The following is a 22,713-nucleotide window of genomic DNA, read 5'->3' as shown; positions in this document are numbered from 1 at the left end:
CGCCGAAATCACTCATCGCTTGTTGCCTTTCCCGGGATTTTCATGAGGTGACGCCCGTCGGAACGCCGCTGGCCACCGTAGGCCACCCTTCACAAGCATGTGAAGGGTAAAAAGGAATTCGTTGTCAGATTCATGCGGAGTTCTCGGAGTCGCTCGCCAGAGGCATCTGCATGGTCACCATGCGACCCGCCTGGACGAAGATTCCGCGGCCTGCCGGGAAGTCGGTGCGCTTGAGCTTGCCGAACGGGACCTTGAACAGCGTGTCGCCGTCGTAGGTGTCCGGCTTGAGCACGATGCCCTGGCGCGCGGCCTTCCATTCACCCATGACACCCGAGCCGCCGCCGGCACGGGTGACGTCGGCGTCGCCGATGAACAGGTGGTCGGAGTTGTTGATCGCCTGGAGCAGGGCGCGCATCGGGCGGTCGGCGGGGCCGTCGGCCAGGTGGGTCATGTCCTCGGCGACGATCATGATGCGGCCGGGGAAGGACTCGTCGGCGACGATCTCGGCGAGCTCGGTGACGAGCGCCTTCTCGTCGTCGGGGCGGGTGGCGCTGCGTACCCAGGGCCGGAAGTCGCCGAGCAGGGCGCGGCGGCTGCCGAGGTGGAACAGCTTCACCTCGGGGTCGAAGCGTTCGACGGACTCGACGAGCGCCTTGAGGGCGTTCGTCTTACCCGACTGCGGCGGACCGGTGATGATGAACGAGCCGATCGGGTCGAAGCCGCGCGCCGACAGGGTGTCGTCGGAGATACCGAAGACGGGCTGGCCGTTCGCCTGGGCAGGGAGATCCCGGCTGAGGATCTTCGTCGGCAGGGCGCCGATCTCGCCGACCTCCCGTACGCCCTGTGCCCGGAGCTGGGAGACCAGCTCGTCGAGCGCCTTGGTCTGCTCGGCGACGTTGGTGGTGCCGCCGAGCACGGCGAGCTGCACCTCGGCCTTGTCGACGACGGCGCGGCCGGGCACCGACTGCTCGTTGAGTACGTCCTTGGGTGCTCCGACGAGCACGTACTGGCTCGGGTCGGAGAGCCGCATGACGACACGGCGCGGGATGTTCGCGAAGACGGCCGTCGGAACGGACCCGGACCGGTCGGCGGTGATCACCGCGTGGATGCCGAGCGGACGGCCCTCGCCGAGGACCCGCATGAAGGACTGGTAGAACGGCGCGCGACCGGCGGCGATCTCCCACTCCTTCTTGAACTCGGGGTAGTTGTCGATCAGCAGCAGGATGCGCGGCATCGACTGGTCGGCGATCTCACGGTATTCGGTGAGGTTCGCCGCAGCGGCCTTGGAGAACAGCTCCGAGCGGCGGTCCATCTCCCGCTCGAGGGTGCGCATCAGCCGCTGCAGACGCTCGGCGTCGTCGCCGTCGATGATCGAGCCGACGTGCGGGAGACGCTCGATGGCGCCGAGGGCGCCGGAGGCGAAGTCGAGACCGTAGACCTGGACCGACCCGAGCTCCGGACGGGCGCCGGCGGCGGTCGCGATCGTCTTCAGCAGCGTCGACTTGCCCGAACCGGAGGACCCGAAGATGAGCAGGGAGCCGTCGCGGTCGGGGCTGAAGTAGATCGCGTTCTGCTGCTGACGCTCCGGGATGTCGGCGAGACCCAGCAGGATCTGCCCGTCCCCCTCCAGCGGCAGGTCGCGCATGTCGACCACCGAGGCCAGGTCGTCGAGCCACGGACGCCGCGGGGTCATCAGACCGGCGGTGGCCGAGGCCTTGATCAGGTTGGCCACGATCCGCTTCTGGTCGTTGGGACCGAGGTCCTCGTCGTGCGAGTCGCTCTCCGGCGGACGCTCCGGCTCCCACTCGGTGATCGAACCGAACTTGAGCTCGGCCACCTTCACGTCGGCGGTGACCACCTCGTCGTCACGCGTCCAACCGCCGGCATAGGCCGACTGGAACGGCGTCAGGCGACCAGGTCCGGTCTTCGCGATGCCGCGGCCGGGGATGGACGGCGGGAAGGTCCCCGCGATCGGGTCGTCGACGACGTCCTTGGAGTCGGTCTCGTCGGCCATCCGCAGCGCGACACGGAGGTTGGTGTTGGCCCGCAGGTTGTCCTTGATGACACCGGCCGGGCGCTGGGTCGCCATGATCAGGTGGATGCCGAGCGAACGGCCTCGCTGAGCGATGTCGACGACACCGTCGACGAACTCCGGCACCTCGCCGGCCAGCGCGGCGAACTCGTCGATGACCAGCACCAACGCGGGCGGGCACTCCGGGTCCTGACGCTTCTCCAGCTCGAGGAGGTCCTTGGCCTTCTTCCGGTTGAAGAGGTGCTCGCGATAGTGCAGCTCGGCCTTGAGGCTGGTCAGGGCGCGGCGCACGAGGTGCGGGCTCAGGTCGGTCACCAGACCGACGCAGTGCGGCAGCTCGATGCAGTCGGCGAAGGCCGAACCACCCTTGTAGTCGACGAAGAGGAACGTCACCCGGTCGGGCGAGTGCGCCGAGGCGATACCGAGCACCCACGCCTGCAGGAACTCGGACTTACCGGCACCGGTGGTGCCGCCGACGAGGGCGTGCGGGCCCTGCGTACGCAGGTCGAGCGTCATCGCGTCCGAGGCACCCTGGCCGATGATGGCACGCAGGTTCCCGGCCTTCTTCAACCGCGGGCGCGGCCGGTCGGAGCGGTCGATGATCGAGTTGTTCTGCCGCCAGCGCTCCACGACGGAGTGCGGGTCCTCGGCGACCTCGTTGCCGACCAGCGACAGGAAGCCGACCGAGTTGGGCAGGTCGGAGGAGTCGTGGACGACGGTGCTGGCGTCCACCACCGGCGCGAGCCGCTTGGCGAACATGTCCATGTAGGCGTTGGAGACGCCCTCGACGGTGACGCCCTCGTAGAGGTCGCCGTTGCGGACCAGGCCGACGGTGGCGCGCTCCAGACCGTTGCTGACGTCCAGGTAGCTGCGGCACACCGCCGGCAGCGCCTCGACCGTGGCGGACATGAAGACAGCGTGTACGCCGACATCGGCTCCGCGCTCGAGGACCTGGACCAGCCGGGCCCTGTCCACCGGTGCGTCGTTGGTGACGAAGACGATGATCGAGACCTGCACCCGTGCGTTGGTCTCCTCGCCGGCCCGAGCGACGTCGGTGCCGTACTGCATCGGGTTCCACTTCTCCGGGAACGGGCCGCGGTGCTCCGCGGTCCGGCCGGCGCGCATGATGTATTCCTCCAGCGCGCTGAGCAGCGCGTTGGCCGTCGGCGCGGAGTCGGCCAGCGGCATGTCTTTGAACCGGTTGGTCTCCGAGGTGGTGTGCGGCAGCCACTTGAGCCACTCGAACTCCTCGACCCAGTCCGGGTCGGCGAAGGCGACGGTCACGACCTCGTTGGGAGCGTGCAGACCGAAGAGCTGCACCGCGAGCCCACGCATCGCGTCCGCGGCCGGACCGGCCGGGCCGGCGACACCCACGGAGCCCACCGCGGGCAGCGACTCCAGGAGCGGCACGTCGTCGACGTACTTGTAGCGCTCCTTCAGCCGGTCGATGCGCTCGATGAACTCGGGCAGGCCGTTCTGGGTGTCGCGCTCCGCGATGGTGTTGCGGGACAGAGCGCGGGTGGTGCCGAGACGTACGGCCAGGAAGTTCCAGTGCTCGGGGCGGCGGGTCCACAGCCGCGGACCGAGCTGCATCGCCTGCTCGAAGACCTCCGCGACCGGCGGGACCTCTTCGTTGCGGGCCAGCTCCTCCTCGGGCTTGCTGCGGTAGAAGACCTCTTCCAGCTTCTCGAACTGCCGCTCGAAGAGCTCGATCTCGTGGTCCTGCTTCGCGCCGGCCTGACGGTGCTGGTTGATGTAGTTGCCGACCGCCATCATCGGCGTCATCACGACCAGGAGCAGCGCCCGGGTGCGGCCCGTCATCGCGTAGATCGCGAGCGCCATGATGATCGGCGCGATCAGCACGAACCACGGGAACAGCTTCTTCTGCATCTCGGTCGGCATCCACGGCGGCGGGTGCTCGGTGCCGGGGTAGCGGACGTCGACCCGCGGGCTGCGGTTGAAGAGCAGGCCGCCACCGCGCTCGAGCACCGGGTCCTCGACCGTGTCGAGGAAGTCCTGGGAGAGCTGCATGACCAGCGTCGTGCTGCCGATGACGACGGGCGTGTCCGGCGCCAGACGTACGCGGGAGACCTGCGTGCCGTCGACGACGACACCGTTGGCGGAGTTGAGGTCGACCAGCTCGACCGAGCGGTCCACCTCGATGCGGGCGTGACGCTTGGAGACCATCGGGTCGGCGAGCACGATGTCGTTCTCGGGGCCGCGACCGATCGAGGCGTGGCCCGTGACCAGCGGGAACGCCTGACCGCGCACCGGACCGTCGATCGCCCGCAGCACGCCGACGCTCTTACGCCGCGAGCCGGTCGCCTCGCTGTCCGGTCCCAGGTTGACCACCGCAGCGGCGAACCCGGACCCGATCGGAGCCTCACCGATCGGGATGTCGTGCTGGAGCGGCTCCATCCGCTCCGCGGTCGGCGGGGCGACTGCGAGGGTCAGGACGTCGTGCTCACCCGCGATGATCGAACGAGCCGGGTCCGCGTCGGCGATGTGCCGAGCGACGTCACCAGCGGTGGCCGTGGAGTCAGCTGTGACGATCACATCTGCAGGCGCGACACCGGGCCGGTGCAGAGTGAGCTTGACCTTCATCCTTCGTTCCCCTCGTCAACGTGCGAAAAGATCATGCTGCTGCACGACGGTGCAGCCGGGGCCGCGGTCACCCGCGGCGCACCAGAGCCGAGCGGTCACCGAAGCGGATCATCGCGCCGACCGGCGCCAGCACCGGCTCCCAGGCCTTCAGCCGCCGGGTGGCACCCTCGTGGATCACCACGGTGCCGTTGGTCGAGCCCCGGTCGGTGACCTCGACGCCGTCGCCGCTGGGACGCAGGGACATGTGGGTCTTCGAGACCGAGACGTCGATGATCGAGACGGTGCGCGCACCCAGCGTGTTCTCCGTCAGAGCCGGGTCGCGGCCGACCAGCACCAGACCGGAGACCGGGATCCGCTCACCGGAGTCGACCTTGAGCATGATGCCCCGCTCGCGCGGCTGCACCGGAGGCTGCTGGCCACCGGACGTGGGCAGCGGCGTCGGCGCCGGCGTCGGGTGCGACGTCGGAGTCGGGGCCGGCGTCGGGTGCGGCGTCGGAGTCGGGGTGGGCGCCGGGGTGGGCGTCGGAGTCGGCGCCGGAGTCGGGTAGGGCGTCGGGTGCGGCGTGGGAGTCGGGGTCGAGGGCGGCGGGGGCACGGTCTGGCCCTGGTGGGGCGGCGGCACCGCGCGCGATACCGGGATGGAGGGTGTCACCGGCTTCGGCGCCACCGGTCCGGACGGCGGGGTCGCGAGCGAACCGCCGGGAGAGGCACCGCGGTCCTCCTGCTTCGCCTTCGGACGGGACACCCCGAGCACACCGGCGCTGACGCGGCCCGCGGGACGGTAGCTGCCGGCGTCGTGGTCGTTGGGGGTGCTGAGCGAGGGCAGCGACTTCCGCTCGGCGACGGGCGCCGCCGCGACCGTCTTCCGGGCGATGCGCATCCGCTTCTCGTCGTAGGGGTCGAGGCCCTCACGTACGTCGACCATCCAGGTCTCGGCGACCTTGTCGTGCCAGCCTCGGCCGCGGTTCTCCTTGTCGAAGAGCGGGGAGGCGAGGAAGGCGATCGGAGCGATCGGGATGATCCCGGAGCCCCACAGCACCAGGGCGCGCAGGAAGGCACGACCGATCCCGGGCCGCTCGAGCGTCTTGACGTTGACCGAGCGGACGCCGGCGACGGCCTTGCCCAGCGTGACGCCGCGGCGGCCGTGGAAGACGATCTGGAGGACGATGAAGATCAGGCTCAGCAGGATGGTCGCGCCGCCGGCGATCGCCGCCAGCATGAAGTCGGGGTGGCTGAGGAACCGGGCGAAGCCGAACTTGCCCTGGGCCAGCTTCAGCAGCAGCGGGAGGGTGAAGACCAGATAGGGGATCTGCAGGAGCGCGTAGCAGACGATGTCGACGCCGGCACCGAGCGCACGACGGCCCAGCGGAGCATCCTTCAGCCCGAGCGACGCGGCGTAGGCCGGGTCCGGCTTCCCGTCGGCGGTGAGACCCTCGATGCGGTCGTCGTGTTCGGCGACCTCCCATATCTCCACCGCAAGAACTCCCTACGCCCGATGTCCGAGTATTTTTCGGCGCCTGAACAACAACGCCAGAAGGCTACCGGAATGTCCCGGCTCGGGCGCGATGGTGTCTGGCAGGATCGACGTATGTCAACACCCTCCGGGCCATCCGGGAGCCCCGAGCGCATCGTCTTCTCGGACGGCAGCACCGCCGATCTCGTACGCAAGGAGGATGGCTGGGTCATCGCGATCGACGGTGTCTCGCAGTCCCATCTCGGGGACCCGGCACAGCCGCCGAAGCTCGCCTCGATCCGCTGGATGCTGGCCGCGTTCGGAGACCAGGCACCTGGCACGGCCGCGCACCTGGGCGGAGCGCTGCTCGCGCTCCCCCGCGCGGTCGCCCACCGGTGGCCCGCGGCCGCGCAGACGGTCGTCGAGCTCGAGCCCGCGCTGGTCGAGCTCACCCGGTCACGGTTCCCACTCCCCGACGGCATCACCATGGAGACCGCCGAGGCCCGCTCGTGGCTCGAGGCCCATCCCGGCTCGGAGCACGACGTCATCGTCATCGACGTCTTCGTCGGCAACCGGATCCCGCCGGCGTTCACCTCGCTGGAGTGCATGACCGCGGCGCGCCGTGCACTGCGCGAGGGTGGCCGGCTGGTGCTGAACTCCGTCGCCGGCCCCGAGCTGCTCTTCACCCGTCGCGAGCTCGCCACGTTGCGTACGGTCTTCGAGCATGTCGCGATGATCGTGCAGGGGTCCGCGCTCGCGGGCGCGCGGTTCGGCAACGCCACCCTGATCGCCTCGGACTCCCCGATCGACCACGGAGTGATCCGCTCGGCTCTGGCCGGTGACCCGTCGAAGGGTGCGCTGGTGACCGATCTCGACCCGATCATCGACGGGGCCGGTCCGATCAGCGACGCCGACGAGCTCTGGTCCCCGAAGCCGAACCTGCCCGACGCGAGCGCCGCGCTGCGGCTCCTCGCGCACGCTCGGCAGGCGGTCGACTCGCTCAGATCCGCGTCCGACTGACCCTCCGTCCCCTTTGTCTAGCGAGATTCGGCCCTATCGCTCGGCAGATACCAGGACAGGCATCCACAGGCATTTCTTTTACCGAAACCGGCTTGTAACGTTCAAACAACCTGCCCGCGACTTAGGGGCGGGATGCTTGATGCGCAGGACAAACCCACGATGCACACCATCTATCCGTTGTAGGGGGGACCTCGATGGAAACACTCACCGCGACCCAGCCTGAGGCGAACAACAGCTCCGCGAAGCAGCGCAGCCTCAAGTTCCGGCACGCCAGTGCCCTGACGAAGCTCATGGACGAGCGTCAGGACCTGCGCGGAGTCCACGTGTTCGCCGACTTCGTCGACGACTCGGTGCGCTGGTCCGCCTGACCAGCGTCTCAATGGGGGGATCCACGATCCCGTAGCGCAAGGCCCGGCCGACGACGGCCGGGCCTTCGCAATTTCCTCGGGCTCCTACTCGCTGCGGTGGACGATCCGCCCGCCGACCGTGGTCAGCACGACCCCGCCGTGGGCGACCGCGGCGAGATCTCCGACCGACGCGCGCAGCGGGTCGACGTCGAGCACGGCCAGATCACCGCGAGATCCGGGAGCGACGGTGGGCTGACCGTCCACCGAGGCCGCCAACGCCTCCTGGGCGGTGAGGGCCTGCTCCGGGTGCCACGGCTCCTTGCCGTCACGGGAGCGACCGACGGCCGCCGCGATCGCCAGCCACGGGTCGAGCGGCGCGACCGGGGCATCGGACCCGAGCGCCACCCGGACGCCCTCGTCGAGCATCCAGCGGGTCGCGAAGCAGCGCTCCTCCCGCCCCGGCCAGACGTCCTCGGTCATCTCCCGGTCGTCCAGGATGTGCGCCGGCTGCACGGAGGCGGTGATACCGAGCCGGGCCATCAGCGGCAGATCCTCGTGACGTACGAGCTGGGCGTGCTCGATGCTCCCCCGCGCCCCCGTCGCCGCGTACGCCGCCAGTGCCTCCGACACCGCCCGGTCACCGATCGCGTGCGTGGCCACCTCGAGCCCCGCCGCATGGGCCTTGGCCAGCAGCCCCTGCAGCTCGTCCGGTGACTGGTTCGGCGCTCCGCAGCTGTCGGGGTCGTCGGCGTACGGGTCGCAGCACCAGGCCGTCCGGGTGCCGAGCGAGCCGTCGCTGATGATCTTGAGCGGTCCCATCGTGAGCCGGTCGTCACCCTCGATCAGCGGCTCGCCGGTGCGGAGACCCGAGGCGATCGCCTCGTCCAGCTGGTCGGCGTACGTCGCCACCCGGATGCGGACCAGGTCGCAGCCCGACGCCCACCGCGAGCGCCAGTCGTCGAGCCGGACGCCGACCTCGAAGTCGGTCATCCCGACCACGCCGAGCGCGGCGGTGCGGGTGAGCATGCGGCGGTAGGCCGCCGGGGTGCTCCCACTGGTCTCGAAGAGCTCCGCGACCCGCGGATAGGCCTGGTACCACTCCGTCTCCTGCACCATGTCCTCACGGCGCGGCAGCTCCAGGGCATCGAGCGCGGCGGTGTTCAGCCAGGCGTGGTGGAAGTCGTGGTTGACCAGGATCGCGGGGATGCCGCCGGTGACCGAGTCGAGCTCGGAGACGGTGCCCCAGCGGTCCCAGGTGCCGGCCGAGTGACCCATCCCGACGATCGCCTCGCCCGGCTGGACATCGCGGGCCGCAGCCGCGACCCGAGCCAGCGCCTCGGCGGGCGAACGGGTGCCGTGCAGGTCCAGCCTGCTGGCCCGCAGCGTCCACTGGCCGAGGTGGGTGTGGGCATCCCACAGTCCCGGCACGAGCCAGCGGCCACCGGCGTCGTACGCCTCGACACCATCCGGTCGCGACAGGCCTTCTCCGACCGCCGACACGACACCGTCGGCGACGAGGACGTCAACCACCCCGGCGGGCACGTTCGCCCGAGGTGAGAGCGGAACGATGCGTACGTTCCGGAGGAGCAGGTCGGGCATGAGCAGACGATAGAGACACTGCCCATGCCCGAGCCAATCACCATCAGCGGCGCTTGAAGAGTCCCCGGACGAGCTCCCTGGCGGCGGTGCGCGCGGCCTGTTTGAAGGCGGTCGACTTCACCACCGTCTCGATCATCGAGTCGTCGTCACGCGACCGGGACCGCGAGCCGGAGGGCTTCTTCGCGGCGGTCTTCTGAGCGGTCTTCTGGGCAGCCTTCTGGGCAGCCTTCTCCTCGGCCTCGGCCTTCTGGGCGGCGGCTGCCGCGTCCGTCTTCGCCTTGAGCTGGTCGACGGCGGACTCGACCTCGACGACCGTGGAGTACTTCGGTGCCAGCGGCGAGGCCGCGACCGCGGCCGTCATGGCCGCCGCCTCCGCCGGGCCCATCAGCGACTCCGGCGCCCGCAGCCGGGTCCAGGCGACCGGTGTCGGCGCGCCGCGTTCGTTCATGACGGTCACGATCGCCTCGCCGATCCCGAGCGTCTGGATGACGGCGCCGAGGTCGTCGTAGGAGGAGGTCGGGTAGGTGTTGACGCTCGCCTTGAGCGCCTTGGCGTCGTTGGGCGTCGCGACCCGCAGCTGGTGCTGGATGCGCGAGCCGAGCTGACCCAGCACGTCCTCCGGCACGTCGGTCGGCTTCTGGGTGACGAAGAAGACCCCGACCCCCTTGGAACGGATCAGCCGGACCGTGTTGGTGATCTGGTCGAGGAACGCGTCGGAGGCGTCGTTGAAGAGCAGGTGTGCCTCGTCGAAGAAGAAGACCAGCTTCGGCTTGTCGACGTCGCCGACCTCGGGCAGCGCCCGGAAGAGCTCGCCGAGCAGCCACATCAGGAAGGTCGAGAAGATCGCCGGCCGGTCCTGCAGGTTGGGCAGCTCGAGCAGCGAGATGATCCCGGCGTCGCCGTCGTTGCGTACGAAATCCGTGACGGCGAAGGCGGGCTCACCGAAGAACTCGTCCGCGCCCTGGTCGGCGAAGGCGATGAGCGTACGCAGGATCACCCCTGCCGTCGAGGACGAGAGGCCGCCCAGGCCCTTGAGATCGGCCTTGCCCTCGTCGGAGACCAGCCACTGGAGCACCGCCCGCAGGTCGTCGAGCCCGATCAGCTTGAGGCCGGCCTTCTCCGCGTAGTGGAAGACGAGCCCGAGGGAGGACTCCTGGGTCTCGTTGAGCCCCAGGACCTTGGAGAGGAGCGTCGACCCGAAGCCGTCGACCGTGACCCGGACCGGGATGCCGGTGCCCTCGCCACCGAGCGCGAAGTATTCGACGGGGAACCCGCGCGCCTGCCACGCCTGCCCCACAGAGGCCGCTCGGGCGGTCAGCTTCTCGCTCGACGCGCCCGGGGCGGCCAGACCGGAGAGGTCGCCCTTGATGTCGGCCGCGAACACCGGGACCCCGGCCGCGGAGAGCTGCTCGGCGAGCAGCTGCAGGGTCTTCGTCTTTCCCGTGCCGGTCGCACCGGCGACCAGGCCATGCCTGTTCAGCATCCCCAAAGGAATGCGGATCGGCGTCTCCGTCAACGTCTCAGCGTCCGCCATCAGCCCCCCGAGCTCGAGGGCAGGACCCTCGAATTGGTAGCCGGGCCCGACCGCTTCTGAGAGAGCAGCAGCATCCGTCATGACGAGGACTCTATGTTGGTATTTGGTGGTGGGGCGATACAGTCACGAGGGTGATCTTCAAGCGTGTCGGCGATTCTCGCCCCTACCCTGACCATGGTCTGACGACCAAGGGGTGGGCCGCGCTGCCTCCTCGGACGGTACGTCTCGACGAGCTGGTGACCACCAAGGACACCCTCCAGCTGGTGGCTCTGCTCAACGAGGACTCGACGTTCTTCGGCGACCTCTTCGCCCATGTCGTGGAGTGGAACGGCGAGCTCTACCTCGAGGACGGGCTCCACCGGGCGCTCCGTGCGGCGCTGCAGCAGCGCAACGTGCTCCACGCCCGCGTGCACAGCCTCGGCTAGGGGGTTCCGAGCAGTTAGGCTCGGCCCCATGCTCGATTCGGCCCTCACGGGACTTCGTACGTTCATCATCCTCGCCGTCCTCGCGGCCGCGGTCGCTCTGGCCGGTGCCTGGGGATGGAAGGCGATGACCGCGCCCTTCCCGCAGAAGGTGGATGTCGGGCCGTGCGTCGACACCCCGGTCAAGAAGGGCTCCGAGGTCTACCCGTCGCAGGTGGTCGTGACCGTGCTCAACGCGAGCACCCGGGCCGGGCTCGCCACCCGGGCGATGACGGACCTCGTCGACGAGGGCTTCGTCAAGGGTCGGACCGGCAACGCTCCCAGCGGCACCCGGCTGAAGACCGTCGAGGTCTGGACGCCCGACAAGGACGCGCCCTCCGCGGCGCTCGTCGCGAGCTGGCTCGGCGACGCGAAGATCGTCGAGAAGAAGTACGACGTCCCCGGCATCGTGGTCGTCACCGGCGAGCACTTCCCCGAGGTCACCGGCGGCGAGAAGACCGTCACCGCCAAGGCCGACGGCACCATCTGCAGCCCGCCGGTCGAGTAGACCCCGGTGGAGTAGGGCTCGTGGAGTAGGGCTCAGCGGAGCCAGCCCGCCAGCCGGCCCTTCCGGCTGACCAGCTCGAGACGCCGTTCGACCTGCTCACGGTGGTGACGGGGCACGACGACCAGGACGACGTCACGGGCACGGAGGACCGTCGTTCCTTCCGGAACCAGGGTCTTTCCGTCGCGGATGAGCAGCGACACCGACGATCCCATGGGCAGCCGCAGCTCGCCGACCTCGACGCCGTGGAGACGTGACTCGCGCGGGATCCGGAGCTGGATCAGGTCCGCCGCGATCTGCTCCAGCGGCGCGACATCGAGATCGAGCGAGCGCGGGTCGTTCGGACGGGCGACGCCGAGGACCCGGGCGGCCCACGGCAGCGTCGGACCGGTCAGCAGCGTATAGACGACGACCATCACGAAGACCAGGTCGAAGAGCTCCTCGGCACCGTCGACGCCCTCGGCCAGGGGGATGGTGGTGAGCACGATCGGGACGGCGCCACGGAGCCCGGCCCAGGAGACGAACGCCGTCTCGCGCCACGTCATCCGGGAGACCACCGTGCTGACCAGCACGGACGCGGGCCGGGCGAGCAGGGTCAGGATCAGCCCGGCGGCCAGCGCGAGTCCGATCGTCGTCAGGTCGATACGCCCCGGGGACAGCAGCAGCCCGAGCATCACGAAGAGCCCGATCTGGGCCAGCCAGGCGACGCCCTCGGCGAAGGACCTGGTCGCGCCGCGGTGGGGCAGGTCGGCGTTGCCGAGCACGAGGGCGGCCACGTAGATCGCCGCGAAGCCGGACCCGTGCAGCCATGCCGACCCGCCGTAGGCCAGGAACGCCAGCGTCATCACGGCCAGCGGGTAGAGACCGGCGGAGGGCAGCGCGGCTCTGCGCATCAGCCACGCACCGCCGAAGCCGACCAGCAGGCCGACCACGATGCCCAGCAGCAGCTCGCCGACCACGATCCCGGCCACGACGACCGGATGGTTCTCCCCGATCGCGCCGCTTGCGATCAGCGTCACGATCACCACGGTCGGGGCGTCGTTGAGCCCTGACTCCGACTCGAGGACACCAGTCAGCCGCTTGGGCAGCGGCACCACCCGCAGCACCGAGAACACCGCGGCCGCGTCGGTCGGCGAGGTCACCGCGCCCAGCAGGAACGCCAGCTGCCAGGAGAGCCCCAGCAGATAGTGCGCCCCCACCGCGACGATCCCGATCGAGACCACCACCCCGATCGTGGCCAGCATCAGGCCGAGACCGAAGGCGGGACGTACGTCCTTCCACGAGGTCGTCAGACCACCTTCGGCCAGGATCAGGGCCAGCGCCCCGAAGCCGAGGGCGTGCGCGAGCGCGGCGTCGTCGAACCGGATCCCGAGCACCGACTCGCCCAGCAGGACGCCCATCAGCAGGTACATCAGCAGCGAGGGCAGCCCGGCCTTCGTCGAGACCCGCACGGCAAGGATCGCCAGGAGCGTGACCAGGGAGCCGACCAGCACGAACATGTCGAGCTGGTGGACGTCGAAGCTCATGCGGCCGCCCCCGTAGCGCGAGCGCAAGAGTACGGAGGCGGCCGCATGGAGGACCGGACTGTCGCTCGCTGACGCTCGCTCATGTACGCCGGGCCCCCCTCCGACCTCTGGGACTGCATCCTAATGTTTGCCCCTATGGACCGTCTGACTGTTGCCCAACGCGCGAACGTGCCTCCTTTTCACGTGATGGACATGCTCGAGCGGGCGGCACAGCGGCAGCGGACGTACGGCGATCTCATCTCGCTCACCTCGGGGCAGCCGTCGACCGGGGCGCCGCAGGCGGTCACCGCCGAGGCGGTGCGGCTGCTGCAGAGCGGTGACCCGCTGGGCTATACGCCGGCGACCGGCATCCTCGAGCTGCGCCAGGCGATCGCGGGGCATCACCGCGCCTGGCACGGGATCGAGGTGTCCCCCGAGGACGTGATCGTCACGACGGGCGCCAGCGGCGGGTTCCTGGCCAGCTTCCTGGCGGCCTTCGACGTCGGGGACAAGGTGGCGATGGCTCGGCCGTCCTACCCCTGCTACCGCAACGTGCTCGCGGCCCTGGGGTGCGAGGTCGTGGAGATCCCGACCGGTGCGGCCGAGCGGTTCCAGCCGACCGTGGAGCAGGTGCGGGAGCTGCACGAGAGCGTCGGGCTGAAGGGGCTCGTGGTGGCCAGCCCGGCCAACCCGACCGGGACGATGCTGCTCCCTGCGGAGCTGGCGGCGCTGGCGCGCTACTGCGAGGAGGCCGGGATCCAGCTGATCTCGGACGAGATCTACCACGGCCTGACCTACGGTGGGGACGGTAGTCGTGGCCGCAGCGCCTGGGAGACCTCGCGCGATGCCGTCGTGTTCGGCTCGTTCTCCAAGTACTTCTCGATGACCGGGTGGCGCATCGGCTGGCTGCTCGCCCCGGCCCATCTGCGACGCGCGATCGACGTGCTGGTCGGCAACTTCACCATCTGCCCGCCGGCGCTGGCCCAGCATGCCGCGGTGGCGGCGTTCACCCCGGACGCCTACGCCGAGCTCGACAGCCACGTGACCCGCTACGCCACCAACCGTGGTGTCCTGCTCGACGGTCTCCGCTCGCTCGGCGTCACCGAGATGGCCCCGGCAGACGGCGCCTTCTACGTCTACGCCGACGTCAGCCGCTGGACCGACGACACCATGGCCTGGTGCCACCAGATCCTCGACCGCACCGGCGTCGCGATGGCGCCCGGGATCGACTTCGACCCGGTCGACGGACACCGCTTCGTACGTCTCTCCTTCGCCGGTTCGGCCGCCGAGATCGAGCAGGGTCTCGACCGCCTCTCCACCGTGCTCCGGTAGACATCGCGCGTGAATTTGAGAAAGTTCACGATTTTACGTTTAGAAACTCTTCGGCGGGGTAGGACCATCACAGAGATCTGTCCGAGGAGGGATATGTACGGCGACAGCGACGTGATCCGTCGTCGGGTGAACCGTCTGCGTGAGCAGGCGGATGACATCCGCGCGAGTGCCGACAAGCTGGTGAGCCAGGCCGAGGCGGTGCCCTGGCACGGGCGGGCTGCCGAGTCCCTCCGTGGACGGATGAAGGAGCGTGCCACCGCGCTGCGGAGCGCGGCCGAGCAGCACGATCGCGCCTCCGACGCCCTGGCCAAGCACCTCAAGCAGGTCGACCTGCTCAAGGAGCAGATCGCCGAGGTCGAGGCGCGCGCCGAGGCGCTGACCGTCGACGGCAAGCTCGACGGATTCGAGGCCCCTGAGCCGGGCCACAAGGACTGGCTGGAGGTCACCCTTCGATGACCACGATCGACCTGGGACCCGCTCCGGCGGCGCCGACCGAGCCGTGGGCCGGTGTGCCCCGCCGGGTCGGCCTGACCCTCACCGAGCTCACCCACGCCTGCGAGACCATCGGGGCGCCGCTCCCGTTCGAGGTCGCGACCCACCGCGAGGAGGGGCTCGACGCCCGGCTGGGACAGACCCGCGCGGCGGCCGAGGCCGAGGCCCTGGCCCGCGCGGTCGCCGGCTTCGGGGAGGGCAGCACCTCGCTGCAGCGGCGCGACCTCCTCTCCGCCGACGGCACGCTGGACGCCGGCATCGCCGGTGCCCTCGGGCTGCTGGCGACCCCGGAGGTGGTCATCGACCTCGACGTCGTCGTCGACGGCCGTCGTGGCCGTGCCTGGCACCGGCAGAAGGGCGAGGCGGCCGCCTCGCTCGCCACCGTGGACGGCCTCGTCTTCGAGCTCTCCTGGTATCCCTCGGCCGCCTGGGCGACCGAGCTCGGGCGCACCGCCACCCTGCCGAGCGACACCGCCCGGCTGACCTCGGCGGTGCCCGACCAGCTCGAGGTCCCGTTCGCGACCGCCGACGCCGTCTTCGAGGCGCTGCGCACCGGACGCGGCGACCTGGTCCCGGTGCTGACCGCGGGCGACGTGGTCGTCTCGAGCGCTCTCGAGGCGCTGTCCACCGAGGCCCACGGGCGCCTCCGTGCCGTCGTCGCGACCACCGCCGACCCGGAGACCCCGCTCATCGGCACGGTCTCCTGGACGCTGGTCAACGACGGCTGGCGTTCGATGCGTACGGTGTCGCTCGACGGCGAGCTGACACTGGTGATCAGCAGCGTGGAGCCGTCCGAGCTCGCCGCAGACCTTGCCCCTGTTCTCGCGGAGGTGGCCCGATGAGCTCTTCAGACAACAACCCGGTCAACGACCCAGTCAACCGCCTGGGACCGGTCCCGGGCGGCACCCCCGACCCGGTGACGCCCGCTGCCGGACGGGAGGACAAGTACGAGCAGATCCTCGGCCTGGCCGCCTCCATCGGCGACGCCGGGGCGCAGCTGCGCGAGTGGGCCGAGCTCGGGGCTGCGATCCTGAACGACGACGACGTCACCTCCTCCGCCGAGCTCTCCGCCAAGACGTGGGAGCCGGCCGAGGAGGAGATCCGCGCCGCGACCTCCGAGAAGGGTGGCATCCTCGGTCTCGGTCAGGCGCTCGACGCCGACGCGGTCTCGGTGCGCGCGACGGTGCAGACCTACCGCTGGATCGACGAGCTGCAGGCGGCGGCACGCCGCTCGCTGGGCGCGATCGCGGCCAACGCGCTCGACTACCTCGCGCCCGAGGTCGAGCTCGGTGGGTCGCTGCTGTCGGCCGGTCTGATCGAGACCGACGCGCTCGACCGGGAGGGCGTCACCGCCTATCTCGGTGAGCTCGCCCAGGGGCATCCCGAGCTGATGGACCACATCGCCACCGGTGGCGGGCTGCTCGAGTCGCTCGAGCTCCGCTCGCTGCTCACCGCCGACTTCCCCCGCGGCGACGACGCTGCCGCAGCCACCGCGGGCGCCCTGCGGGCCGCCGGCATCGACACGTTCGCGAGCGACGCCGGCCATGCGCTGCGCGACGTCGGCGGGGCGCTGGCCACCACCAAGGAGGACACCGCGGGCAGCGACATCACCGCGGCCACCCCGGCCAGCATCGAGGAGCTGATCCGGACCCTCGAGACCGTCGAGACCGGTGTCGCCGTCCAGGAGACGGCGCCCGGCCGCTACATCGCCTACCTCCCGGGCCCCTACGCCGGCAACCGGCGTCTGCGGCTCGTCTCCGGTGACCTCTCCGACTACATCGCCACCGCGTCGCGGACCATCGAGGAGGCCGTCGTCGCCGGCTCGCACGTGATGCTCGTCGGTGCCGCGGCAGGGGGCACCGCGGCGGCCGCGATCGCGGCGGCAGCCGGGGCTGCGTACGTCGTGGACCAGGTGGTCACCGTGGGTGCTCCGGGCGCGGCAGCGCCGCGGGTTCCGGAGACCACCCGAGTGCTGTCGCTGGAGGACCGCTCCGACCCGGTCGCACTCCTCGGCGGGCTCATCAACGCGGGTGTCGGACATCGGTTCACGGTCGTCTACGACGGCACCGCTGCCACGGAGAGCCACTACATCGCCGGCGGCAGGGCGGCGGACAACGCCGGCCACGACGAGCTCCGTGACGAGATCGGGCGGATCCGCAGTCTGGGTTATCTGGGATAGACGGCGCGGGGCTTGCCTCGAGGAGGTGAGTCGATACGGTGGAGTCGCCCTCCGCACCATCCCCGGCGAACCCGTGCTCGGCACCGGTAGACCGATCGCGGTGGGCACTCTGACGCCTACCCGATCGGTCACCGTGAAGTCCATCGTCATCCACGCCGGCCTCCCCAAGACCGGCACCTCCGCGGTCCAGTCCTTCTTCATCACCCACACGGCGAAGCTCGCGAAGGCCGGCATCTTCTATCCCCAGCACCGCGTCGACTCCAACGGCATCAGCGCCGGCAACGCCGGGTCGCTCATGGAACGCTCCGGCCATCTCTTCGTGGCCTCGCCGCGCGAGGTCGCCAGGACACTCGCGGAGTTCGAGGGCAGCGGCTGCCACACGCTGCTGCTCTCCTCCGAGGCCTTCCTCCCCGAGCTTCCCGGGATCGCCGAGCTGCTGCCGCCGCAGGCCCGGTTCGTCCTGTACGTCCGCGATCCCCTCGCCTTCCTCGAGTCCGACTACAACCAGCGGGTCAAGCGGCTGGCGCACGTGGATCCGTTCGAGCCGTCCCCCGATGCCTACGGCGGGTGGCTGGGCCACGAGCACCTCTACCGCGCGCTCGGCTCCGAGGCGGTGCGCTCCCGGCTCGTGCTCCGGCCCTACCTGCCGGAGCTCTTCGTCGGCGACAACCTGCTCACCGACCTGTTCGACACCGTCGGGATCGACACCACCGAGCTCGGTGACCTGTCGTTGGCGAGGGTCAACCTCTCCTACTCGCTGCACGCGCTCGAGATCAAGCGCGCGCTCAACGCCCTGCCGCTCGGGCCGCAGCTGCAGGAGCGCCTCGACATCCACCTCCAGTCCTGTCCGCTCGGACCGACCACCTACACCCTGATCCCTCCCGCCGACCACGAACGGCTCCGGAAGATCGCCGACGACGAGCTGCACGCGCTGGCGCTGCGCTACGACATCGACTCCCTCGAGCCCATGCGCGAGCTGCTGCGGGAGAAGCCGCCGAAGCCCTACCACCCGCAACAGCTCACCGACGAGGAGGTCGACGCCGTCGTCCGGCACATCGCCACCGTCGGCAAGCGGCTCACCCGCCGGATCGCCCAGACGCTCGTCGAGCACCCCGAGATCGAGCTCGTCTATCCCTCCCTGCGCGACTCGTTCGCCGCTGCTGCCGCCGGGTTGAGCGAGGAGCCTGCACCGCCGAGACGTCGGTGGTGGCCGCGGGGCTAGGCCGCAGGGATACCCGGTTAACCGGCCTCTACAAATTTCTCAGGCCTGCACTTCTCAGGCGTTGCATTGCCAGAGAAGTGCAGGGATTGCCTGAGAAGTCAGGCCAGATCGGCAACCACGATGGTGTGGTTGTCCGGCTCCCCGGCAGCGACGACGGCGGCCGCAACCGCATCGGCGATCTCCTGCGGTCCGGCCTCGGCGGTGATCAGCGCGTCCAGGTCGTCCACGTAGGAGTGGACACCGTCGGTGCTCAGCACGAGCCGGTCGCCGGGCAGCAGGTCGAGCGTGATCTCGTCAGCGACGACCCCGGGCACGAGGGCACGGTTGAGCAGGGCCCGGTGCTCGTGGGAGCGGGCCTCGTCGAGCGTCAGCTGGCCCGCCTCGACCATGGCGGCGACCACCGTGTGGTCATGGGTGACCTGACGTACGTCTCCGTCTCGTACGAGGTAGACCCTCGCGTCGCCGATGTGGGTGATCCGTGCGGTCGAGCCGTGCAGGTCGATCGCCGTCAGGGTGGTGCCGGACTTCGGCGTCTCGGCGAAGACCTCCTGGATCGCCGAGCTCAGCCCGCCCGCGGCGTACGCGGTCAGGACCGCCCCCGCGAGATCGTCACGATCCCCGAAACCGTCGGAGACGGCGATCAGCTCGGCGGTGACCAGGACGGCGTCCTGCTGGGTGGCGCGGCCACCCTGCTCGTGGCTGACGCCGAACTCGGCGTGCAGTCTTTCGGTGGTGATTGTCATCGGTCGTGCCTCGTTCCTCATCGCGTGGACGAGGATGGAGACCATGGTGCGTCGCGTGGCCGTGTCCGCCTCGACCTGGCGCCAGTACCTCTCGACCTCCGCCGCCGCGGCGGCGGCCGGCATGTCGAGGATCTCTCGGATCCGGGCCAAGGGCATCCCGACCAGGCGCAGCGTTGCCACGAGCCGGGCGAGTCCTACCTGGTCAGGCGTGTAACGGCGGTAGCCCGAGTGAGGGTCCACCTCCGCAGGCGGCAGCAGGCCCAGGTCGTCGTACAACCTCAGCGCCTTCGGCGTCAGCCCGGTCGCCCGGGCGAAATCGCCGATGTTCACAAGGCCCTTCAGCCCGCTCATGGTCACCATCCTCCCCGGTGAAGGTCACCGGTGTCAGCAGATTGGCGTCTGACCCTGGGGCAAGCTCAAGCCCCGGTCTGCTCGGCCCACTTCTCGAGCAGCCGGGCGAGCGAGCGGCGCTCGGTCGCGGTGAAGACGGCGAGCAGGCGGTGCTCGTTGGCGATGTGGTCGGCGAAGGCGGCGTCGATCAGCTCGCGTCCGCTCTCGGTCAGCGCGATCCGGCGGCCGCGGCCGTCCTCGTCGCGGCGCCCTCGGCTGACCCAGCCCTGGGCGAGGCAGCGGTCGACCCGCTTGGTGACCGCCCCCGAGGAGACCATCGTCTGCTCGCCGAGCTCCTTCGGCGTCAGCGCGTACGGAGCACCTTGCCGTCGAAGCGTCGCGAGCACGTCGAACTCCCCCTCGCCCAGGCCGTGCTGCGCGTAGACCTGGACGAGCTCGTCGGTGAGGCGTAGCGCGAGGCGGTGCAGCCGGGCGATGACGGCCTGCGGGGTGACGTCGAGGTCGGGGCGCTCCTGCTCCCACTGCGCCATCACGGTCGAGACGTGGTCTGCCATGACCTGGAATATATCTGACACGGAAGATATTATCTCTTCCATGGAAAGTAGATTCGTCACCCTCGCGCTGACTGCGATCGCCCCGGTGGCCTGGGGATCGGGCTACTTCGTCACCGCCACCTTCCTGCCGCCGGACCGGCCGCTGTTCGGCGCGGTGGTCCGGGCACTCCCCTTCGGACTGCTGCTCCTCGCGCTCCGTCCGGGCCTGCTCCACGGCTCCTGGTGGTGGCGCACCGCAGCGCTCGGCCTGCTCAACTTCGCGGCGTTCTTCACGCTCGTCTTCGTCGCCGCCTACCGTCTCCCCGGCGGCCTCGCCGCGACCCTGACCGCGGTCTCGCCGATCGTGGTGATGCTGCTGGCCTGGGCGTTCGCCGGGGAGAGACCGCGCGCCGGCTCGCTCGCAGCCGGCGTCGTCGGCGCCGTCGGCGTCGCCCTGCTGGTGCTCCGCGGCGGCGCCAGCCTCGACCTGATCGGCGTCCTGGCGGCCTTCGCCTCGGTGGCCGTCTTCTCCACCGGCTTCATCCTGGTCAAGGTCTGGCAGCCGCCGGTCGGGCTGCTCACCTTCACCGCCTGGCAGCTCGTCCTGGGCGGCCTCGTCCTGGCGCCGGTGGCTCTCCTCGTCGAAGGCGCGCCTCCCACTCTCGACCTGCCCGCGGTCGGGGGCTACGCCTTCATCGGTCTCCTCGGAACGGTCGTCGCCTACGCGGTCTGGTTCCGCGGCGCGAGGCGGCTCCCGGCGGCCGCAGTGTCATTGGTCGGCCTGCTCAACCCGGTCGCCGGGATCCTCATCGGTCTCGCCTTCGCGGGCGAGCACCTCACCCCGACGAGCGCGCTCGGGATGGCGCTGGTGCTCGGTGGCGTACTCCTCGGACAGCCTGCCATGCTCGACCGGATCAGGGTGTGGCGCACACCGGCACCGGCCTCGTGCGCCGACGTTGGAGCGCCCGGATAGGTTCACGTGCATGAAACTGCGTGCGCGTGCGCTCGAGCTCCTCGTCTTCACCGTCGGTGCCGGCACGCTGGGATCGGAGATGGCCGCGGCTCGGCTGCTCGCGCCGTGGTTCGGCGACTCGACGATCGTGTGGGCCAACACGATCGCCACCGTGCTCGTGGCGCTCGCGATCGGCTACTCCGTCGGCGGCCGGATCGCCGACCGGAACCCGCACCCCTCGGGCCTCGCCAAGATCGTGCTCGTCGCCGCCGCCCTCCTGGCCGCGGTGCCGTTCATCGCCGACCCGTTCCTCCCGCTCGCGGTCAAGGCGGTCGACCAGCTCAGCATCGCGACCTTCGCCGGCTCGCTGGTCGGGGTGGGCGTGCTGCTGGCGATCCCGCTGTTCCTGCTCGGCATCGTCAGCCCCTACGCGGTCCGGCTGAGCGTCGACTCCGTCGCGGACGCCGGCCACGCGGCCGGGCGCCTCTACGCGATCTCGACGGTCGGCTCCCTGGTCGGCACCTTCGCCGCCTCGCTGTTCCTCATCCCGGTCGTCGGGACGCGACGTACCTTCCTGATCTTCGCTCTCTGCATGGCGGCCTGCGCGATCCCGCACCTGGTCAAGGGGCGGCTGCCGGCCGTCGTGGTCCCGGTCGCCATCCTCGGCCTGATCGCGCTGCCGACCGGGTCGATCAAGACGCTGACCAGCAACGGCGGCGAGGTGATCTGGGAGAAGGAGACGGAGTACCAGTACGCCCGCGTGGTCGAGTACGACGACGGCAGCCGCTACCTCGAGCTCAACGAGGGCCACGCGGTGCACTCGGTCTACGCCGAGGGCGAGTGGCTCACCGGCAACTACTGGGACGAGATGCTCTCGCTGTCGTACGCCGGCGCGGAAGCCCCGAAGTCGGTGGCGATCCTGGGCTCGGCCGCCGGGACGACCGCGCGCCAGCTGGGCCACTACGCCCCCGACACCCGGGTCGACGCCGTCGAGATCGACAAGGACGTCACCGAGGTCGGCAAGGAGCTCTTCGGCCTCGAGGAGCAGCCGAACCTCCACCTCCACACCGCCGACGCCCGCCCGTGGCTGCAGAAGCAGACCCGGAAGTACGACGCGATCATGGTCGACGCCTACCACCAGCCCTACATCCCGTTCTACCTGACCACGAAGGAGTTCTTCGCGCTGGCGAAGGACCACCTGAACCCGGGCGGGGTGCTCGTCGTGAACTCAGCTCACCCCGAGGGATCGACAGCGCTGGAGAAGGTCCTCACCGCAACTCTGCGGACCTCGTTCGGCGAGGCCGTGTGGCGCTCGAACACCGGCCCGACCAACACTCAGCTGATCGCGAGGGTCGACCCGGAAGCCGATCCGTCCGCCGACCTCGCTGCGACCGCCGAGGATCAGCCCGCTGACCTGGCCCGGACCCTTCTCGCCTCCGCCGCCCGGCTCGAGCCGGCCGTCCGGGGCGGGACGGTCTACACGGATGACGTCGCGCCGGTCGAGTGGCTCACCGACCTGAGCCTGCTCGAAGTCGCCTGAGCCAGCCGGTCGCTTCACCTCGCCGATCGGCGTCTTGCGCAGGCACCCGACGCAGACCTGATCGGGCGCGACCCTGCTGAGCCTGCGCGGCGGCAGCACGTGCCAGGTGCCCAGGCGGCGGCCACACACGGTCAGGACGTACCCATTGCTCCTCTTGACCGAGCGAAGGTGCCAGAAGCTGCCCCGGTCGGTGCGGTAGACCAGCGGGTCCTTGGCCAGGACCGGCGGCCTCTCGCTGGACCCCATGCTGAGTCTGTCGTCTACGAACACGAATTCCCCCCAAGGAATGTCGATGGCTCTCGTCGTTGA

The 22,713-nt window shown here is 70.2% G+C and carries 18 protein-coding genes; 11 read left to right on the top strand and 7 right to left on the bottom strand.

The window, feature by feature from the left end:
- Positions 1-130: 130 nt before the first annotated feature.
- Positions 131-4,636 (bottom strand): FtsK/SpoIIIE domain-containing protein, encoded by a 4,506-nt coding sequence (locus UG56_RS12590; RefSeq protein ID WP_045548178.1) that lies wholly within the window; start codon positions 4,634-4,636, stop codon positions 131-133.
- Positions 4,637-4,703: 67 nt separating this feature from the next.
- Entirely contained in the window at positions 4,704-6,110 is a 1,407-nt protein-coding gene (locus UG56_RS12585) for an RDD family protein (RefSeq protein ID WP_071327046.1), read from the bottom strand.
- Between the two features lie 114 nt (positions 6,111-6,224).
- Here UG56_RS12585 and UG56_RS12580 point away from each other — a divergent pair, with 114 nt between their 5' ends.
- Positions 6,225-7,109: a spermidine synthase gene (locus tag UG56_RS12580; protein ID WP_045551246.1), complete on the top strand. Its 885-nt coding sequence runs from the start codon at positions 6,225-6,227 to the stop codon at positions 7,107-7,109.
- Positions 7,110-7,303: 194 nt separating this feature from the next.
- Entirely contained in the window at positions 7,304-7,477 is a 174-nt protein-coding gene (locus UG56_RS28360; protein ID WP_177191469.1) for a hypothetical protein, read from the top strand.
- An 84-nt stretch (positions 7,478-7,561) separates the two neighbouring features.
- Here UG56_RS28360 and UG56_RS12575 read toward each other — a convergent pair whose 3' ends face one another.
- Positions 7,562-9,055: an amidohydrolase gene (locus UG56_RS12575; RefSeq protein WP_045551247.1), complete on the bottom strand. Its 1,494-nt coding sequence runs from the start codon at positions 9,053-9,055 to the stop codon at positions 7,562-7,564.
- A 43-nt stretch (positions 9,056-9,098) separates the two neighbouring features.
- Positions 9,099-10,670 carry a helicase HerA-like domain-containing protein gene (locus UG56_RS12570; RefSeq protein WP_045551248.1) on the bottom strand — a complete coding sequence of 524 codons (1,572 nt, stop codon included), beginning with the start codon at positions 10,668-10,670 and terminating at the stop codon, positions 9,099-9,101.
- 50 nt (positions 10,671-10,720) lie between these two features.
- Between UG56_RS12570 and UG56_RS12565 the strand changes: the two genes are divergently transcribed.
- On the top strand, positions 10,721-11,014 hold the full coding sequence (locus UG56_RS12565) for a type II toxin-antitoxin system VapB family antitoxin (RefSeq protein ID WP_045551249.1): 294 nt from the start codon (positions 10,721-10,723) through the stop codon (positions 11,012-11,014).
- A 28-nt stretch (positions 11,015-11,042) separates the two neighbouring features.
- Positions 11,043-11,558 (top strand): LytR C-terminal domain-containing protein, encoded by a 516-nt coding sequence (locus UG56_RS12560; RefSeq protein WP_045551250.1) that lies wholly within the window; start codon positions 11,043-11,045, stop codon positions 11,556-11,558.
- Positions 11,559-11,590: 32 nt separating this feature from the next.
- Here UG56_RS12560 and UG56_RS12555 read toward each other — a convergent pair whose 3' ends face one another.
- Positions 11,591-13,081 (bottom strand): potassium/proton antiporter, encoded by a 1,491-nt coding sequence (locus UG56_RS12555; protein WP_045551251.1) that lies wholly within the window; start codon positions 13,079-13,081, stop codon positions 11,591-11,593.
- Between the two features lie 186 nt (positions 13,082-13,267).
- Here UG56_RS12555 and UG56_RS12550 point away from each other — a divergent pair, with 186 nt between their 5' ends.
- The 5 genes from UG56_RS12550 (at position 13,268) to UG56_RS12530 (ending at position 18,285) form a co-directional block, all read left to right on the top strand.
- Complete coding sequence (locus UG56_RS12550; RefSeq protein ID WP_256206592.1) at positions 13,268-14,392, top strand: aminotransferase class I/II-fold pyridoxal phosphate-dependent enzyme; 1,125 nt, start codon at positions 13,268-13,270, stop codon at positions 14,390-14,392.
- Between the two features lie 93 nt (positions 14,393-14,485).
- Positions 14,486-14,848: a hypothetical protein gene (locus UG56_RS12545; RefSeq protein WP_045551253.1), complete on the top strand. Its 363-nt coding sequence runs from the start codon at positions 14,486-14,488 to the stop codon at positions 14,846-14,848.
- Positions 14,845-15,726 carry a hypothetical protein gene (locus tag UG56_RS27925; RefSeq protein ID WP_071327045.1) on the top strand — a complete coding sequence of 294 codons (882 nt, stop codon included), beginning with the start codon at positions 14,845-14,847 and terminating at the stop codon, positions 15,724-15,726. Before UG56_RS12545 ends, UG56_RS27925 begins: the two co-directional genes overlap by 4 nt.
- Positions 15,723-17,063: a hypothetical protein gene (locus tag UG56_RS27920; protein WP_045546993.1), complete on the top strand. Its 1,341-nt coding sequence runs from the start codon at positions 15,723-15,725 to the stop codon at positions 17,061-17,063. Before UG56_RS27925 ends, UG56_RS27920 begins: the two co-directional genes overlap by 4 nt.
- A 25-nt stretch (positions 17,064-17,088) precedes the next feature.
- Positions 17,089-18,285 (top strand): hypothetical protein, encoded by a 1,197-nt coding sequence (locus tag UG56_RS12530; protein ID WP_218145206.1) that lies wholly within the window; start codon positions 17,089-17,091, stop codon positions 18,283-18,285.
- 98 nt (positions 18,286-18,383) lie between these two features.
- Here UG56_RS12530 and UG56_RS12525 read toward each other — a convergent pair whose 3' ends face one another.
- On the bottom strand, positions 18,384-19,379 hold the full coding sequence (locus UG56_RS12525; RefSeq protein WP_045546992.1) for a MerR family transcriptional regulator: 996 nt from the start codon (positions 19,377-19,379) through the stop codon (positions 18,384-18,386).
- A 65-nt stretch (positions 19,380-19,444) separates the two neighbouring features.
- On the bottom strand, positions 19,445-19,933 hold the full coding sequence (locus tag UG56_RS12520; RefSeq protein WP_045546991.1) for a MarR family winged helix-turn-helix transcriptional regulator: 489 nt from the start codon (positions 19,931-19,933) through the stop codon (positions 19,445-19,447).
- Positions 19,934-19,973: 40 nt separating this feature from the next.
- On the opposite strand from UG56_RS12520, the gene UG56_RS12515 reads away from it, so the two are divergent.
- On the top strand, positions 19,974-20,885 hold the full coding sequence (locus tag UG56_RS12515) for a DMT family transporter (protein ID WP_045546990.1): 912 nt from the start codon (positions 19,974-19,976) through the stop codon (positions 20,883-20,885).
- A gap of 10 nt (positions 20,886-20,895) precedes the next feature.
- Positions 20,896-22,404: a spermidine synthase gene (locus UG56_RS12510; RefSeq protein WP_045546989.1), complete on the top strand. Its 1,509-nt coding sequence runs from the start codon at positions 20,896-20,898 to the stop codon at positions 22,402-22,404.
- The last annotated feature ends 309 nt before the right edge of the window (positions 22,405-22,713 follow it).

It is taken from the genome of Nocardioides luteus (assembly GCF_000960475.2).
Lineage (GTDB): Bacteria > Actinomycetota > Actinomycetes > Propionibacteriales > Nocardioidaceae > Nocardioides > Nocardioides luteus_A.
This window is presented reverse-complemented; position numbering and strand designations above follow the sequence as displayed.

Excerpts from the sequence above, each read along its gene's own strand:
- UG56_RS12590 (WP_045548178.1), bottom strand. The coding sequence starts at position 4,636 with ATGAAGGTCAAGCTCACTCTGCACCGGCCCGGTGTCGCGCCTGCAGAT.
- UG56_RS12580 (WP_045551246.1), top strand. The coding sequence starts at position 6,225 with ATGTCAACACCCTCCGGGCCATCCGGGAGCCCCGAGCGCATCGTCTTC.
- UG56_RS28360 (WP_177191469.1), top strand. The coding sequence starts at position 7,304 with ATGGAAACACTCACCGCGACCCAGCCTGAGGCGAACAACAGCTCCGCG.
- UG56_RS12575 (WP_045551247.1), bottom strand. The coding sequence starts at position 9,055 with ATGCCCGACCTGCTCCTCCGGAACGTACGCATCGTTCCGCTCTCACCT.
- UG56_RS12570 (WP_045551248.1), bottom strand. The coding sequence starts at position 10,670 with ATGACGGATGCTGCTGCTCTCTCAGAAGCGGTCGGGCCCGGCTACCAA.
- UG56_RS12560 (WP_045551250.1), top strand. The coding sequence starts at position 11,043 with ATGCTCGATTCGGCCCTCACGGGACTTCGTACGTTCATCATCCTCGCC.
- UG56_RS12555 (WP_045551251.1), bottom strand. The coding sequence starts at position 13,081 with ATGAGCTTCGACGTCCACCAGCTCGACATGTTCGTGCTGGTCGGCTCC.
- UG56_RS12550 (WP_256206592.1), top strand. The coding sequence starts at position 13,268 with ATGGACATGCTCGAGCGGGCGGCACAGCGGCAGCGGACGTACGGCGAT.
- UG56_RS12545 (WP_045551253.1), top strand. The coding sequence starts at position 14,486 with ATGTACGGCGACAGCGACGTGATCCGTCGTCGGGTGAACCGTCTGCGT.
- UG56_RS27925 (WP_071327045.1), top strand. The coding sequence starts at position 14,845 with ATGACCACGATCGACCTGGGACCCGCTCCGGCGGCGCCGACCGAGCCG.
- UG56_RS27920 (WP_045546993.1), top strand. The coding sequence starts at position 15,723 with ATGAGCTCTTCAGACAACAACCCGGTCAACGACCCAGTCAACCGCCTG.
- UG56_RS12525 (WP_045546992.1), bottom strand. The coding sequence starts at position 19,379 with ATGAGCGGGCTGAAGGGCCTTGTGAACATCGGCGATTTCGCCCGGGCG.
- UG56_RS12520 (WP_045546991.1), bottom strand. The coding sequence starts at position 19,933 with ATGGCAGACCACGTCTCGACCGTGATGGCGCAGTGGGAGCAGGAGCGC.
- UG56_RS12515 (WP_045546990.1), top strand. The coding sequence starts at position 19,974 with ATGGAAAGTAGATTCGTCACCCTCGCGCTGACTGCGATCGCCCCGGTG.
- UG56_RS12510 (WP_045546989.1), top strand. The coding sequence starts at position 20,896 with ATGAAACTGCGTGCGCGTGCGCTCGAGCTCCTCGTCTTCACCGTCGGT.